Source organism: Frankia nepalensis (genome assembly GCF_016786325.1).
GTDB classification, from domain to species: Bacteria; Actinomycetota; Actinomycetes; order Frankiales; family Frankiaceae; genus Pseudofrankia; species Pseudofrankia nepalensis.
The window spans coordinates 1-15,975 of record NZ_JADWYU010000143.1 but is presented as its reverse complement, the minus strand read 5'-3'; the positions used below and the strand labels follow the sequence as shown (position 1 = coordinate 15,975).

Here is a 15,975-nt window from a genome sequence, read left to right as displayed (position 1 = left end):
GCCTCGTCCACTCGGGCGAGGGACCGGATCGGGCCAGCGCCGTCCCAGTCGTCCGCGGCCTCGCGGGCGAGCGTGGCCGGCCAGGCCAGCCGCCGCGTCGGCGAGCCGCGTGATCGCGACGATGGTCGCTGGCCGTTCGACGGCTCGAGCGGACCCGCTGGTCACGAGTGTCCTGGCGACCTCCGGACGGTCCGCGAGCATCCACGCCGTGTCCGCCATCCCGGCGGTGTCGCGCGCGCGGCAGCCGGGCGGGGCCGCCAGCCGACCTTGGGCTAGGACCATCGAGATCCAGCAGCCTGCACGAGCGCCCCCTTCGGATCTTTCTCACCTGGTCGGACAGCGCGCGAGACCGCTCGCGGGAGGATCTTGGTGAACCTCAACATCGATGTCGGCATTGATACTGGAAGGGAGGCAGGCGGGAGTCAAGGCATCGCCGCCAACTTCCGTGGATCCGGCCCGCGCTCAGCGCTGGTGCCACGACCCGTGGCTGCATAATCACTCAGACCGGATTGGCCCCGGATGGCGGGTGCCGAGTTCTCCACTGCCTGGTCCTTCGGCCCCCCGCGAGGTGGCGGACGATGACCAGGCGCTCCATCGGGACTCCGTTGTGTCGACCGTGTGTCCGCGATAGGCGGACCGCCGTGGTGGGCGTGCCGTACCGCCCGCTCGGTCCGGTGGCTAGGCCTCCTGGCGGTCCGAAGCCGCCGGGATGCCTGAACGTCCTGAGCGCCGCCGTCTCGCCCCGCCGCGGGCACCGGGACCCTGGCCGGCCAGGTCAGCCCAGGAGAAGCCCGGCTTCCACGGCCTCAGCGCGAGGGCGTTTTCCTGGGCTGGGCGTCGCCCGAGAACGGGGATTGTTCGGAGCCTGATCGGCGCTTCCGCGCCGCGTCTGTCGCGATCGCCCCTCGCATGGGCCCGCCCAGGTCATTGCCGAATCGGCGTTCTGGAGACTTGCCGGATCCGCGCGGGAGCGCGGTGGGGCGGCCGAGGAGGTATCCCTGCCCGTAGTTGATTCCGGCGGCGCGTGCCGCGGCCAGGTCGGAGGACGTCTCGATCCCTTCCGCGACGACCCGGCTCGCCAGGTCCTTGGCGATGCTGGTGACTCCCGCGGCCACCGCTCGGTGAGCGGGATCGGTTCCCATGCCGCGCACGATGTAGCCGTCGAGTTTGATTACCTCGGGTCGAATATGGAGAAGGAGGTCGAGGCCGGCGTAGCCCGTTCCGATGTCGTCGATCACGATGAGGACTCCACGCGCGCGAAGCGCGGTGACCGCGTCGAGAAGAGAGTCGTTGGCGTCTATCTCCTCGTGTTCGGTGATCTCGACGGCCAGTCGTTCCGGGCAACCGGTCTCGAGGAGGACGTCGATCAGGCCGCTGGAGACGGTCGACGGGGAGGCGTTGATGGCCAGACGGATGTCGGTGGGCAGGCGGGGGAGCGCGGCGAGCGCGCGGTGAACCGCGGTCGTCTCGAGTTCGGGCCCAAGGCCCACCGTCGCGGCGTCCTTGAACAGGGTTCCCGGCTCTTCCTGGGTGCCGGGCAGACGGGACAGCGCCTCGACGGCGACCGTCCTCGTCGAGCTCAGATCGACTATGGGCTGGAAGAAGATCTCCGGGCCGCCGGAGTCGATGAGGTCGTGGATGCGGCGCCAGAGCCGGCTGCGGACCTCCCACATCCTGTGCAGGTCGGAGACATAGTCGGTGAGGAAGTCCGCGAGCAGGCGGAGCAGCCGGAGCTCGCGCGGGCCCAGCGCGGGCCGCGCCTGCCCGTGCACGCAGCCGAGCAGGCCGAACAGGACCCCGTCGGCGTCCCGGACCGGCGTCGCGGCGTAGGCGCCGACACCGAGCTCGCGGACCGACAAGGTTTCGGCGGTGCGTGGGTCGGCGCGGGTGTCCGGGATCAGCTCGGGTAGCTCGCCGGCCAGCACCCGGCCGAACAGCCCGTCCTCGCGGCGGATGCTCGATCCCGGCTGCAGGCCGTACCTGCGAAGGCCGCCGCAGACCACCTGCAGGACCAGAAGGTCCTGATCGAGGCGGCCGAGCCAGGCCATCTCCATTCCCAGGCGACGGCGGAGCAGCTCGAGCAGGTCGAGCAGCGCGTCACTCGGCGTGTCTACCTCACTGGTCGGTCCCACGCAGCGTGGCCATTCCGGCATGTCGCCCCCCTCTGATAGCCCGACTACCCGCCGCTCGCCGGCCGACACTCGCGGCCTGGCGGGATCCACGCGCCGGACGCGGCCTGCGTGTCGGCCGGCCTGGCCGGCGATCACCGAGCGGCTGGCCTCGAGCCCGTCGTTGTGGGCGCCGTGATCGGGGAAGACTGTGACCGAGGAAGGACTGTGAGCGAGGAAGACCGGGCAGGTCAGCGGCGGGGCGGCTCGGGTGGGGGTCGACGGGATCTTGACGGGATACGGGATGTTGACGGGATGAGGTCAAAGCGCTCGGCGTCAGGCCGGGACCCGCCGGGAGCGGCGCGGGAGGAGCTGCTCCACGAGTCGGAGCGGACCCGGGTCACCCGGCTGGTCTCGCCGGCCGGAAGCGTGATCCGCAAGGAGCCGCTGGGGCCGGACGCGGGGCGACGGCTGCGGCACGAGACCGAGATCCTCGGCCGGCTGTCCGGTGCGCGGGGGGTCGTGCAACTCGCGGCCGAAGAGCCGCCGAGCGAGAGATCGATCCTGCTGGCCGACACGGGTGGCACGGTGCTGTCCGAACTGGCTGTTCCGGTGGATCCGGACGAACTGGTCAGGATCGCCGAGTCGCTCGCGCGTGCCGTGGCGGAGATGCATCGCCGGGGTGTGGTGCATCGGGACATCAACCCGGCGAACATTCTGGTGAGCCGCGGCCGGGACGCGTTGGTGCTCTTCGACTTCGCGCTGGCCACGACCTCGGCGGCCCAGCCGGAGTTCGCCCACCAGGACGAGGTCGTCGGGACGATGGCGTACCTGGCGCCGGAGCAGACCGGTCGGACCGGTCGCCGGGTCGATCAGCGAGCCGATCTGTACGCCGTCGGGGCGACCCTTTACGAGCTGGCCACCGGGACGCCGCCGTTCGGCGCGGGCGACCCGCTGCGGATCATCCATGACCATCTTGCGCGCAGGCCGGTCCCGCCGTCGGACATCAACCCGTCGATACCGGCTGGGCTGTCGTCGATCATCATGCATCTGCTCGAGAAGGAGCCGGACGATCGCTATCAGAGCGCCGACGGCCTGGTGCGTGACCTGGCCTCGACGCGTCGCGGCGCCGCCGTGCCGCACCCCGGCAAACATGATCTTCCGGCGCGGCCACTGACGCCGTCTCGGCTGTCCGGCCGGGAGGAGGAGATCGGCGAGCTGGGCGCGGCGTTCGCCGAGGCGATGGCGGGCCGGTGCCCGGGGGTCCTGCTCAGCGGTGCGCCAGGGGTGGGCAAGACCGCCCTGGCCAACGAGCTGCGGCCGATCGTGGCTGGCAACGATGGCTGGTACGTGGCGGGCAAGTTCGACCCCTACCGCCGTGACCAGGAGTATGACGGAGTTCGCCAGGCGTTCCGCGCGTTGGGCCGGCTGCTGCTGGCCGAGCCGGACGACTGCCTGGTCGAGCTGCGGGAGCGGCTGGTGCGGGCGTTGAGGCCCAACGCCGGGATCATCAGTGCCATCGTGCCGGAGCTGGCGGTGCTGCTCGAGGTGCCCTTGGAGACAGGGGATCCAATGACCGCGCAGGCGCGAACCCAGCGTGGCGCGGTCGAGATCCTGCGGGCGGTCGCCTCGCGGAAGCGGCCGGTGGTGATGTTCATCGACGATCTGCAGTGGGCTGCCCGGACGCCACTGGGCTTCGTCGATCTGGTCTTCGGCGGTGGGGAACCCATCGAAGGACTGCTGCTGGTCGGTGCCTACCGGGAAGGCGAGGTGGACGCCGCCCACGTGCTGGCGCCGATGCTCGCCCGGTGGCGCCGGGCGCCGTCCGGGCCGCGCCACCTGCGGCTGGGCAATCTGGCACCGGCCGGTCAGGCCGCCATGGTGGCCGACCTGCTGCATCTGGCCGAAGAGCCCGCCACCGAGCTGGCGCGGTTGATCGCGCCCCATGCCGGGGGCAATCCGTACGACACGGTGGAACTGCTGGGCGCGTTGCGCCACGACGGCGTGCTCACCCCGGGCGAGGAGGGGTGGCGATGGGACCCGACCGCGCTACGCCGCCAGCTGGGCCGGGTGGACGTGACCGCGCTGTTGGCCGACCACGTCGCCGCGCTGCCCTCGGGCACCCGAGAGGTGCTGGCGGTGATGGCCTGTCTGGCCGGCCGGGTCGAGCTGGACGTCGTGGCGGCCGCGACCGGGCTGGCGGCCGACGAGGTCGAGCGGCGGCTCATACCCGCGTTCATCGACGGGGTCGCGGTGCTGGAATGCGAGGGCCACCGGCGCGATGGCCACCAGAACGTGCGGTTTCACCACGATCGGGCCCAGGAGGCCGTCCTGGGTGGTCTCACCCCGCGGGCACTGCGCGCCCTGCGCCTGCGCCTGGCCCGCCGGCTGGCCGCCCGGCCCGAGTTCTTCACGGTGGCGGCGCAGCAGTACCTGCTGGTGGCCGACGCCGTGCACGCCGCCGCGGAACAGCGGCTGATGGTCCGGCTGTTTCGGCGCGCGGCCGACGAGGCGCGCGTGCTGAGCAACTACCCGCTGGTGGAGCGGCTCCTGACCGCCGCGATCAGGCTCGTCGACCCGGCCGACACCGATCTGCTGCGCGCGCTCCACACCGATCGTCACGCCGCCCTGTACATGCTCGGGCGCCTCGACGACGCGGAGGAGGAATACCGGACCATCAGCGGGCTGTGCGGCGATCCGGCCCAGCGCACCTCCGCCACCGTGGTGCAGGTCAGCAGCCTTACCAACCAGGGACGCGCCGGTGAGGCCATGCGACTCGGCCTCGACCAGCTGCGCCGGCTCGGTCTCGCCGTCCCGGACTCCCGCCACCTGGACACGGAGATCGACCGCGCACTCGACGCGCTCTACCCCTGGATGGGCTGGACCACCGAATCCGACGACCTGAGGCGACCGGAGGTCACCGACCGTTCGCGGACCGACGCGATCACCCTGGTCAACCGGCTCATGCCCCCCGCGTTCTTCTGCGACCAGGCGGTGATGGCCTGGCTGACGCTGCAGGCGCTGCGGATGTGGGCGCAGGACGGCCCGGAACGCATCCTGGTGGGCCCGGCCAGCCACCTCGCGTTGGTGACCATCGCTCGCGGGGGCGACTACCACACCGGGTATCGGTTGGCGCGGCGGATCCTCACGGTCGCGCACGCCCGCGGCTACGAACCGGACGTGTGGCAGGCGCAGTTCCTGTACGTCCTCAGTGTCAGCCACTGGTTCGAACCGCTCGAGGCCACCCTGTCCGAGGCGCGTCGCGCGCTGGAGGGCCTGCTTCAGGGCGGTGACCTGCAGAACGCCTGCTGGACCCACTACCCGCTGGTATACGACCAGCTGGACTGCGCGCCCACGATCGAGGACTTCGTCGCCGAGGTCGATGAGGCGCTGGCGGTCGCCGCCCGCACCGGCAACGACCACGCCGAGGAGACCTTCCGGACCTACCAGCGGCTGGCCAGGGTGCTGCGGGGGGAGGCCGTCGACTCGACGGCCGACGAGCGGGCCCAGCTCGGCACGCTGGCCGCCAATCCGGTCGCCGCCGCCAACCTGCACATCACCCGGGCGCTCGCCGCGGCCATTCTCGACCACCCGGCCGAGCTGATCAGGCACACGGCCGCCGTGATGCCGTTGCTGCCCTCGATCCAGGCGCACTACGCGACCGCGGTGGCCCGCCTGCTACGGGCCCTGGCGCTGGCCGGGCAGGCCCGCGCGGCGGAGGTGGGCCAGCACGACACCCTGCTCGCCGAGCTGGACGAGACGATCGCGTGGCTGGCCGCCCGCGCGGCCGACGCGCCGGCCAACTTCCTGCACCTGCTGCGCCTGGTGGAGGCGGAGCGGGCCTGGGCCGCCGGCGCCTTCCGCGAGGCGATCCGCAAGTTCGACGCGGCGCAGCGGGAATGCTCCGGACGGGCGCGCCCGTGGCATCGGGCCCTGATCCTGGAACGCGCGGCCCGGTGCTACCTGGCCCACGGCGTGGAGGAGACCGGCCACATGCTGCTGTCGGCCGCCCGCCGACAGTATCTGGCCTGGGGCGCGACCGCGAAGGTCAGCCAGCTCGACTGGGCCTACCCGACGCCGCTGGCCGCGTCCACCGGCCTGGGGACGGCCGCGCGGGCGCCGGCCGCCGACCGGCGCGCCACCGTGACGACCGGCACGATCGACCTGCTCGGCATCGTCGCCACCTCCCAGGCGCTCAGCTCGCAGACCAGCGTCGAGGGCCTGCGGGCCAAGGTCGCGGGCATCCTGTCGACCATGACCGGCGCCACCGGCGTCCACCTGTTGCTGCGCGACCAGGGAGAGACCGACTGGCGGGTGATCATGAAGGATGGCGGCACCATCCCGCTCCGGGAGGCCAGGCAGCGCCGCCTGATACCACACACGGTCGTCCGATACGCCGAACGCACCAGCGAACCCGTCGTCCTCGCCGACGCCGTCCGCGACGACCGCTTCCGCCGGGACCCCTATTTCGTCGGTCTGGACCGCTGCGCGCTGCTCGCCGTGCCCATCACGATCCGGGGCGCCCTGCGGGCGATGCTGCTGCTGGAAAACCGGATGATCCGCGGCGCGTTCTCCGCCGAACGCCTCGAGGGGATCATGCTGATCGCCGGACAGCTGGCGGTCTCGCTCGACAACGCACTGGTGTACGAGTCCCTGGAACGCAAGGTCGCCGAGCGGACGCGACAGCTGTGCGCCGCCAACGAGCGGCTGGAACAGCTCACGGTCACCGACCAGCTGACCGGCCTGGCCAACCGGCGACGTCTCGACGAGGTCCTCGACGCCGAATGGCGCCGGGCAGGACGCCAGGCGGCGCCGATAGCGCTGGCGATGGTCGACGTCGACTACTTCAAGCTCTACAACGACCATTTCGGGCATACCACCGGCGACCGCTGCCTGCGGCGGGTCGCCGCCTGCCTGGCCAGGAACACCCGCGACACCGACCTGGCCGCCCGCTACGGCGGCGAGGAGTTCGCCGTCGTGATGCCAGGCGCCGACCTCGCCGTCGCCACCCGACTGGCCCGCCACCTGTGTACCGCCGTCACGGATCTCGCGGAACCACACCCGTTGGCCGCCGACGGCATCGTGACGGTGAGCGTCGGCGTCACGGCGATCACTCCAGCGCCCGGCGACGACAAGACGGCGTTGGTGGAGGTCGCCGACGCGGCGCTGTACCGGGCCAAACACAGCGGGCGCAATCGGGTCGAGGCGGCGCTTGCCCGCTCGAGAGTGTCGAGTTAGCTCGACGCTCCCGCTCGCCGGCGGGCAGGCGCACTGCCGGCGGGCAGGCGCCAAGCCGGACCGCCCTTGCCTGAGAAACCGGCGTTCGCCTTACCCAAACGCGTCGGACAGGCTCGGGAGACAGCCGTCCGCCAGGTAGTTGTCCGCCGGTGGGAACCGAACGTACGCCGACGGATTAAGCCCGTCGCGACATCCGGGTGCGTGGCGTCTCATGGGCCGGACAGGGAGGAACGACGCAGGTCGGCGGCCCCTCAGGTGTTCGTCAGTCCTGCTGGGACCAGGCCGGTGAGAAGTTAATCACTGCCGGGATCGATGTGCCCCGGAACCGGATTTGGCACGCTGAAGACCGCGGATGCCTCACGGAATTCGGTTGGAGACGATCGTGCGAGACCCACGGGCGTATCAGACCCACGAGCACACCGTCGCGATCGGGTGGGTGAGCGTGTCCCGCGCGATGCCGGCGGACGCCTGATGGCCCCGTCCCCGGTGGCGTCGGCGTCCGCGTCTGCTTCGGCGTCGGCGTCGGCGTCGGCGTCCGTCGGCGCGCCGGCCGGAGGCACCGACGAGGTGATCCGCCGCGTCGAGGGCTCCGTCGGCCGGCTCACCCTCAACCGGCCGAAGGCGATCAACGCGCTGACCCACGCCATGGTGCTCGCGATGACCGAGGCCCTCGCCGACTGGGCGACCGACGACTCGATCACTTGCGTGCTCGTCGACGGCGCCGGCGAGCGCGGGCTGTGCGCCGGCGGCGACGTCCGGGCGTTCTACCGCGATGCTCGGTCCGGCGGGACCGGATCCATCGACTTCTGGGCCGACGAGTACCGGCTGAACGCGTTCATCGCCCGCTACCCGAAGCCGTACGTCGCGCTGATGGACGGCCTGGTGATGGGCGGGGGCGTCGGGATCTCCGCGCACGGCTCGGTCCGGGTCGTCACCGAGCGCTCCAGGATCGCCATGCCGGAGACCGGCATCGGCCTCGTGCCCGACGTGGGCGGCACCTGGCTGCTGTCCCGGATGCCCGGTCAGACGGGAACCCACGCCGCGCTCACCGCCGGCACCCTGTCCGCGGCCGACGCGCTCACCGGCGGGCTCGCCGACCACCTGGTCCCCGCGGGCAGGCTGCCGGAGCTGGTCGACCTGCTGGTCACCGGGACGTCCCCCACGGACGCCGTCGCCAAGCTGGCCGTCCCCGCCGGCGAAGGAGGCCTCGCCGCCGCGCGCGGCTGGATCGACGCCTGCTACGCGGCGGACACCGTCGAGGAGATCCTCGGCCGGCTGCGCGCGCACGGCGACCCGGCGGCCGCCGCCGCGGCCGACGAGATCGCGGCGAAGTCGCCGACGGCGCTCACCGTCACCCTCACCGCGCTGCGCCGGGCCGCGGGCCTCGCGGACCTGGCCGCGGCGCTCGTGAGCGAGTTCCGGGTCTCCGTCGCCTGCCTGCGCCACCACGACCTGGCCGAGGGGATCCGCGCGCAGATCATCGACAAGGACCGCTCCCCACGGTGGGCACCCAGCTCGCTCGCCGACGTCGACGACGCCCTCGTCGCGACGTTCTTCGCTACTCCCGCGGGCGGCGACCTCGATCTCGACCTCGACACGCGAGGCCGACAGCCCGCACCCGGCGGCGGGCCTCGCTGAGCTCGTCCGGATCTACGGGATCCGTAGGTGGAAGGCGGCGGTGGTCCTGCCCGGTGGCCTTGTTCCGGACGTGTTCGGTCGTGCGCTCGGCGCGCTGGCTCCCTCGGGGCGGCCCGTGAGGAAGGCGGTCCTGGCCGGTCAGGCCGAGGGGACCCTGGTGATGCGGCGGACGAGCGCGTCGAAGCCGCGGTCGGGTAGCACGCCGTGCAGGAAGATCAGGGGCTTGGCGCCGTAGCCGACGGCGTAGCGGGTCCTGGGCCGCTTCGCCGTGACCGCCCTGGTGATCGTCTTCCCGATCAGCTCGGGCGGCGACGCGCGGCGCTGAAGGGTCTCCGCGGTCAGTGAACCGGCGACGGCGTTGGCCTGCGGGGCGTAGGGGCCGCCGCTGGACACGGCGCGGACCTTGTCGGCGGCGATGCCTCCCCATTCGGTGCGGATGCCGCCGGGTTCGATGACCACGACATTGATGCCGAACGGGGCGACCTCCATGCGCAGGCAGTCGCTCAGCGCTTCGAGGGCGAACTTGGTGGCGTGGTACCAGGCCCCGAGCGGGGTAGTGATCTTGCCGCCCATCGACGTGACGTTGACGATCGCGCCGGACCGCTGGGCGCGCATCCCCGGCAGGACGAGCTGGATGAGGCGGGCGGCGCCGAAGACATTGACCTCCAGCTGCTCGCGGGCCTCGGACATGGGCACGTCCTCCACGGCGCCGTAGGAGCCGTAGCCGGCGTTGTTGACAAGTACATCGATCCGGCCCTGCTCGCCGAGGATGGCGTCGACACCGGCCCGCATGGAGGCGTCGTCGGTGACATCCATGACCAGAGGGCGGATATCCGCCGTTGCGAGCTGCTGGAGGCGTTCGGCGCGGCGGGCGGCGGCGTACACGATGAACCCCGCCGCGGCGAGCTGGCGAGCGGTGGCCTCGCCGATGCCGGAGGAGGCTCCGGTCACGAGGGCAACCTTGGTGACGGTCATGGCTTTCTCCTGTTCGCGGGACCGCTGGCATGTGTGCGGCCTCGGTGGTGAGGCGGACACATGGGCTGGTTCGGTGTCTTCAACGCTAGGGGCGGGGCATGGCTCGAGGACTAGCTCAGCGCGCCGACTCGCTTGCATGACGCGCCACGCCGTGCCCTGCTGGCCGGAGTCGCGCACGTGGTGTCGCGTGGCGCGATTCGCCGAAGGTTGGCGTGAACGGCAAGTCCTGGAGCTTGTCGAAGATCTAGGCTCCCAGAGTGACGCTCGGTCGCTTCTCCCTGGATCCCGGGATCAAGGTGTTCGTCACCGACTTGCGGCTCTCGTGGCCTCGGGTGCTGCGCCGAGCAGCACTACCCGGAGATCTGCTCATCCGGCGTCCGGCGATGCTCACGGTCGCGGAGTACTACCGGTTCTGGTCCGCGCTCGCCGAGGAGGGCGGCGACCGGGATCTCGCCCTCGATGTTGGCCAGGCAATCTCGGTGGAAACGTTCAGCCCACCGATCATGGCGGCGCTGTGCAGCCCCACCCTGACCGTGGCCGCGCAGCGCATCGCCACCTACAAGCCGCTGGTCGGGCCGTTGCGTCTCGAGGTCACCGAGACCGCCACCGGCCTCCAGATCTCCTACCGGTGGCCACCCGGCCAGCGTCCGCCAACTCTGCTGGCGACCTCCGAGGTGGTGTTCTGGGTGGCCCTGGCCCGCATCGCGACCCGCCACCACATCCGTCCCACCGGAGTCACCCTGTCCGTCGCTCCCAGCGGCCCGACCAGCCTGGAGTCGTATCTCGGAACCCGGGTCTCCGTGGGCGACACCGACGCGGTCACGTTCACCGCCGCCGACGCCGCGCGGCCGTTCCTGACCGAGAACGAACCGATGTGGCGCTTCTTCGCCCCGGAACTGCGCCGCCGACTGGCCGACCTGCACACCGAGGCGAGCGTCGCCGACCGGGTACGCGCCGCCCTGCACGAGACGCTGCCCGCCGGTGACCCCTCCATCACCGCGGTGACCAGGCGGCTGGCGATCAGCTCACGCACCCTGCAACGGCAACTGCGCGACGAAGGCACCACCTACCAGGACGTCCTCGCCGGCACCCGCGAGAGTCTCGCTCGCCACTACCTCCACCAGGGCAACCTGCGAACCGGTGAAATCGCCTACCTGCTTGGCTACCAGGACACCAACTCGTTCTACCGGGCCTTTCGCACCTGGACCGGCATCACCCCGGAAACCGCGCGGGGAATCTCGGGAGAGGCCCGGGTGGGAGGCCTGACGCCGGGCTGACAAAGGCAGCCGCCCGAGTTGGCGGAGCCAATCTGACGGCCCGGGTCAGGGCACGTTCCGATCGATCGGGTGGGGATCTCGAATCGTTCCCGGAAACGAGCTCCTCAGGCCCGGTGAAAGCGCACCGGCAGCGCGCTCATCGATCGGATGGCGACATTGGGGTGATAGACAGGCTCGCCGACCGTCTCCAGCGCCTTGCACCCGCGTGTCAGGGCGACCAGCACCGCTTCCAGCTGCATCTTTCCCAGGATCGCGCCGATGCAGTAGTGGGTGCCCAGGCTGAAGGCCAGGTGCCGCCGGGCCGGGCTGGCCCCGTGATAGCGGCCGAGGTCGAGCTGGTCTGGATCGGTGTAGACGTCCGGGTCGCGGTTCGCCGAGGCGATCATGATCACCACGCCGGTCCCGCGGGGCAGCTGGTGGCCGTCGAGTGTCCGTTCCGAGAGGGCGACCCGGTGGGTGAACTGAACCGGGGGCTCGAAGCGGATCAGCTCCTCGACCGCGGACGGAACGAGTTCCGGCGCCGCGCGGATCCGGTCGAACTGCTCGGGGTCGCGGGCGAGGCTGAGCACGGAGTTGCCGAGCACACTCTCCGTCGTGCCGTGGCCGCCGACGAACATGACGGAGGCCAGCTCGACCAGTTCGTGGGTCAGCTCGCCGCCCGCCGCGGTCTCGGCGACCGTCCCGAGGACGTCGTCGGCCTGGGGCGCCCGGCCGTCGAGGCGAGCGGCGAGCAGCGCGCCGAAGTACTCCTCAACCGTCTTCCTTCCCTCGACGCGCTGCGCGACTTCCGTCGCGCTGAGGAACAGGTCCGGGTCGACTCCGCGGGCCATCATGCGCAGCGGGCCACGCAGCCCCATCGCCTCGCTGACCGGAATTCCCATCAGCGCCGACGAGGTGTGCAGGGCCAGGTTCTCGGCGAGCTCGGACATCACCTCCGCCTCACCTGCCTCGATCATGGCGTTCACCATGCGCTCGGCGTCCGCGGTCACCCGGGCCCGCAGCCGCGTCATGGCGCGGGCCGTGAAGGCGCGGCTGACCACGGAACGCAGCCGGGTGTGGTCGGGCGGGTCCAGGATGAGGATCGACCCGGGTACCTCGGCCACCGGAACGCCGGGACGGAACGGGTTCAGGCTCTCGGCGTATCCGTGGCCCCATGCGGCGTCCTGCAGCACCGCCTCGCACTCGCGGAACCGCGGGGCCAGCAGGATGGACGGAGCCAGTGTCTGTAGTCGCGGCCCCGCGGCCACCCGCCGGTAGCCGGAGTACGGATCGGCGCGGTTGTCCGGCGCGAACGCCGCGAGCGGGTCCTGGACGGCGGGCAGTCCTGTCATCGTCGGCTCCTTGGACGAGCTCGATCCGGGAGTGGTCTCAGCCGGGGTGATCTCAGTTGATCCGGCCGGGCAGCGTGGCCAGGCCGCGCAGCACCAGGTTGGGCTTGTAGGTCGGCCCGGCCGCGTCCAGTTCCAGCTGGGCGCCCCGCCGCGCGAGGGCGGTGAGCAGCACCTCCATCTCCAGCCGCGCCAGCGGCGCACCCAGGCAGTAGTGCATGCCGAGGCTGAAGCTGAGGTGGCGCGCCGCGACGGTCTCGCGGTTGGCGTAGCGGGTGAGGTCGAGCTCGTCGGGCCGGGCGAAGGCCCGGTCATCCCGGTTCGCCGACCCGATCAGGACGATCACACCCTCGCCGGGCGCGAACTCGTGCCCGGCCACGGTGAGGTTCGTCAGCGCGGCACGGGTGGTCATGTGCACCGGCGAGTCGTGCCGGAGCATCTCGTCCACGGCGGCGCCGTGCAGCTCGGGACGCCGCCGCAGCAGATCCAGCTGGTCGGGGTCGCGGATGAGGCCGAGCAGCCCGTTGCCGACCAGGTTGACGGTCGTCTCGTGACCGGCGATGAGCAGCGTCACGCAGGTGGCCAGCATCTCGTGCTCGGTCAGGGCGTCGCCGTGGTCGTGCACGCGGGCGAGCTCGCTGACCAGGTCCGTGGCGGGCTCGCCGCGCGCCGCCCGGTCGCGGGCCCGGGAGACGAGGCCGCCGAAGTACTCCAGCAGCTCGACGGCGGCGTCGGTGCGCGCGACGCGCTCCCGCGGGCTCAGCAGCGGGTCGGGGTCGAACCCGCGGGCCAGCGCGGGAGCCCAGCCGTGCACGAGCGGGTGATCGCTGGCCGGCACCCCGAGCAGCTCGCAGATCACCGTGAGCGGCAGCGGGTAGGCCAGGGCCTCGACGAGATCGGTCGTCCCGGCGCCGATCACCGGGTCGAGCAGGCCGTCGACGATCCGCGTGATCCGCTGGCGCAGGTCCGAGACCGTCCTGGCGGTGAACGCCTTGCTTACCAGCCCGCGCAGGCGTGTGTGGTCCGGCGGGTCCATCCACAGAAAGGAGGCCGGCAGCTCGGTGTGCTCCACGCCGGGGTGGAACAGCTCCGCCTCGTTCGCGTGGCTCCAGCGCGGGTCCGACAGGACCTCGGCGCACTCCTGGTAGCGGGTGACGACCGCGATCCCCATCGGGCTGGGGTGGACGGCGCCCTGGGCGCGCAGGTCCGCGTACGCCCGGTAGGGGTCGGGCCGGGTCTCGGAAGAAAGCAGGTCCTCGACACGCGCCGGGGTCGCGACAGCGGTCACGACGGTACCGACATCGTCCACAGCCGGTTCTCCACTTCCGGAAGAAGAACACCGAAGAGCGGGGACGACCGCCGTGTCTCCATCGGGTGGCGTATCTGAAGAAGCCGCCGTCTCCGTGACCGGCCTCATTCTCGCGTTGCCCGGTAAACTGTCGGAAGGAGCGGGATGAACCAGAGGTAAAAGCTGCGGCCCGGGCGCCGGACGCGGCAAGTCCGCTTGAATTGCTCGATCCTATGGATCGATAGGTTTCCCTGCACATTTAAGTGTGGCGCCGTTCTCATCTGCTTGCTTTGCGTGACCTGCGTGGGGGCGCTGCTGCACGGGCCGATGCCATGGTCCGCTGGGTGTAGGGATCGCGCGAACTTGGCCACTGCGCGGGCTATTTGGCCAGTAGGTGGCCATTCGGCAGGTATCTGGCCAGCCCGCTTGGTCGCCGAGCCGCGGGTTGAAGTCTCTCGGGCTGTGCGTCGCCGGACCGGTCTGCCTAGTCGGTGGCGGTGCTGGATGGGTTGGTTGGCTGGCAGGTGAACTGGCTCGGGTCGGCGCCCGCTTTGGCGAGCAGCGCGTAGAGGTGCTGCTGGTCGTCCGGGGAGAGCTGGGCGAGCGGGGAGCTTGCTGTCAGGGTCTGAACGAGCCGCGTGCGGACTTCGACACCACGGCGGGTCAGACGGATGACCTTCTGGCGCCGGTCTGTCGGCGCCGGTTGCCGTTGGATGAGGCCGCGCTGTTCCAACCGGTCGGTGAGGAACGTGACGGTGGACGGGTCGCAGTTCAGCGTGGCCGCCAACGTGCGCATCGAGGGCGCAGCCCCGTCGGGGTCAAGCCGCCACAGGGCGTTCGCGAGCGGCTCGGTGAGATCGAGTTCCTTCAGCAGGTCCGCGGCAAGCGCGCTGGTCGCAGCCGCGAGGGTGACTACCTGCTTGACGACGGCATGGATCAGCGACTCGTCGGTGCTCCCGTCGGTGTCGCCCACCCGCCGATGTTACATGGAGACTCCAACACTTGACGACTCAAACCATCTGGGTCAATGCTTGGAGTCTCAAAGTGTTGTCTCGTTGGAAGGAAACGCGGCATGCACCTGGCAGTCTTCGGCGGCACCGGTCACACCGGCCGCCACCTGCTCGAACAGGCGCTACAGCAGGGCCATACCGTCACCGCGCTCGCCCGCGACCCCAGCCGTCTCACCGTCCACGAGCGCCTCCAGCCGGTGGCCGGCGACGTCCGCGACACCGAGGCCGTGAAGCAGGTCGTCGCCGGCAGCGACGCCGTGCTCAGCGCGCTGGGCCAGCGCAGATGGGGCAGCACGGTCTGCACGGACGGGATGCGCACCGTCCTGCCGGCGATGGACGCCCACGGCGTTCACCGCCTGGTCGCCGTCAGTGGATACGGCGTGGCCGACAGCCGCCACCGCAACCTCTACGTCGCCGTCACCCGGGTCACGATCAGATCGTTGATGCGCGACAAAGAAGGCATGGAGGACCTCATCAGGGCCAGCGGCACCGCGTGGACCATCGTGCGACCGGCGGTCCTCACCGACGGCCCGTTCACCGGCCGCTACCGCACGGGCAGTGATCTGCGGCTGACGTTCGCTTCCAAGGTCTCGTTCGCCGACGTCGCCGACTTCATGCTCGCCCAGCTCACCCAGGACGATTTCGTCCACCGAGCCGTCTCCATCACCTCGTAGCCGGCCGGCAGGAGGTCGTTCGCGACATCCGACTGGTCGTCGCACGGGCCGCGAGAAACGGCCAAGTAGTCACCAGCCCTGAGCCGTTCGACTGGCCAACAACCCCTCACCGAGCCCCTGGAGTGGCCAACTTCGTGCGATCCCTACAGTGGGTGTAGGTATCGGGACGGATGGCCACTCGCTGTGATGGTTGGCCAGTCCTCGGGTGGCGTGGCTCGTATCAGGCGGGCTTTGGCGGTCTGGCGGCGGCAGATCCGCGCCGAGCGCGACAGCCTGGCGAGCCGGTGATGGCTCGCCAAACGTCTCGTGCCTGGGCGCGGGGGAGATGGTGAGGCCGCCCGGTGGTCTGGCGCGCGGACGCTGCGAGCTCCACCGATGAGTTCCGCCGGGCCGCCCGGTCTACCAGGACGTACCCGTCGCGCTACCGACCTGGAGACCC

At 71.2% G+C, this 15,975-nt stretch carries 9 protein-coding genes; 4 read left to right on the top strand and 5 right to left on the bottom strand.

Going from position 1 to position 15,975, the window contains the following annotated elements:
- Nucleotides 1-806: 806 nt before the first annotated feature.
- Nucleotides 807-2,132 carry a sensor domain-containing phosphodiesterase gene (locus I6A81_RS21650; RefSeq protein ID WP_307874809.1) on the bottom strand — a complete coding sequence of 442 codons (1,326 nt, stop codon included), beginning with the start codon at nt 2,130-2,132 and terminating at the stop codon, nt 807-809.
- 291 nt (nt 2,133-2,423) lie between these two features.
- Between I6A81_RS21650 and I6A81_RS21645 the strand changes: the two genes are divergently transcribed.
- Nucleotides 2,424-7,346 (top strand): diguanylate cyclase, encoded by a 4,923-nt coding sequence (locus I6A81_RS21645; RefSeq protein WP_202999066.1) that lies wholly within the window; start codon nt 2,424-2,426, stop codon nt 7,344-7,346.
- Nucleotides 7,347-7,817: 471 nt separating this feature from the next.
- Entirely contained in the window at nt 7,818-8,984 is a 1,167-nt protein-coding gene (locus I6A81_RS21640) for an enoyl-CoA hydratase/isomerase family protein (RefSeq protein WP_202999064.1), read from the top strand.
- Between the two features lie 138 nt (nt 8,985-9,122).
- Here I6A81_RS21640 and I6A81_RS21635 read toward each other — a convergent pair whose 3' ends face one another.
- A complete protein-coding gene (locus I6A81_RS21635) occupies nt 9,123-9,959 on the bottom strand; it encodes an oxidoreductase (RefSeq protein WP_202999062.1) in 837 nt (278 codons plus the stop codon).
- A 257-nt stretch (nt 9,960-10,216) separates the two neighbouring features.
- Between I6A81_RS21635 and I6A81_RS21630 the strand changes: the two genes are divergently transcribed.
- Complete coding sequence (locus I6A81_RS21630) at nt 10,217-11,236, top strand: AraC family transcriptional regulator (RefSeq protein ID WP_202999060.1); 1,020 nt, start codon at nt 10,217-10,219, stop codon at nt 11,234-11,236.
- A 104-nt stretch (nt 11,237-11,340) separates the two neighbouring features.
- On the opposite strand, the gene I6A81_RS21625 is transcribed toward I6A81_RS21630, so the two are convergent.
- The 3 genes from I6A81_RS21625 to I6A81_RS21615 form a co-directional block, all read right to left on the bottom strand.
- Nucleotides 11,341-12,567, bottom strand: coding sequence for a cytochrome P450 (locus I6A81_RS21625; RefSeq protein WP_202999059.1), 1,227 nt, complete (start codon nt 12,565-12,567; stop codon nt 11,341-11,343).
- A gap of 52 nt (nt 12,568-12,619) precedes the next feature.
- On the bottom strand, nt 12,620-13,873 hold the full coding sequence (locus tag I6A81_RS21620; RefSeq protein ID WP_307874808.1) for a cytochrome P450: 1,254 nt from the start codon (nt 13,871-13,873) through the stop codon (nt 12,620-12,622).
- Between the two features lie 463 nt (nt 13,874-14,336).
- Nucleotides 14,337-14,825, bottom strand: coding sequence for a MarR family winged helix-turn-helix transcriptional regulator (locus I6A81_RS21615; protein ID WP_202999057.1), 489 nt, complete (start codon nt 14,823-14,825; stop codon nt 14,337-14,339).
- Nucleotides 14,826-14,924: 99 nt separating this feature from the next.
- Here I6A81_RS21615 and I6A81_RS21610 point away from each other — a divergent pair, with 99 nt between their 5' ends.
- A complete protein-coding gene (locus I6A81_RS21610) occupies nt 14,925-15,536 on the top strand; it encodes an NAD(P)-dependent oxidoreductase (protein ID WP_202999056.1) in 612 nt (203 codons plus the stop codon).
- Nucleotides 15,537-15,975 lie beyond the last annotated feature (439 nt).

Bases quoted from the DNA above. Each gene is read 5' to 3' on its own strand.
- I6A81_RS21645 (WP_202999066.1), top strand. From the start codon at position 2,424: ATGAGGTCAAAGCGCTCGGCGTCAGGCCGGGACCCGCCGGGAGCGGCG.
- I6A81_RS21625 (WP_202999059.1), bottom strand. From the start codon at position 12,567: ATGACAGGACTGCCCGCCGTCCAGGACCCGCTCGCGGCGTTCGCGCCG.
- I6A81_RS21640 (WP_202999064.1), top strand. From the start codon at position 7,818: ATGGCCCCGTCCCCGGTGGCGTCGGCGTCCGCGTCTGCTTCGGCGTCG.
- I6A81_RS21610 (WP_202999056.1), top strand. From the start codon at position 14,925: ATGCACCTGGCAGTCTTCGGCGGCACCGGTCACACCGGCCGCCACCTG.
- I6A81_RS21635 (WP_202999062.1), bottom strand. From the start codon at position 9,959: ATGACCGTCACCAAGGTTGCCCTCGTGACCGGAGCCTCCTCCGGCATC.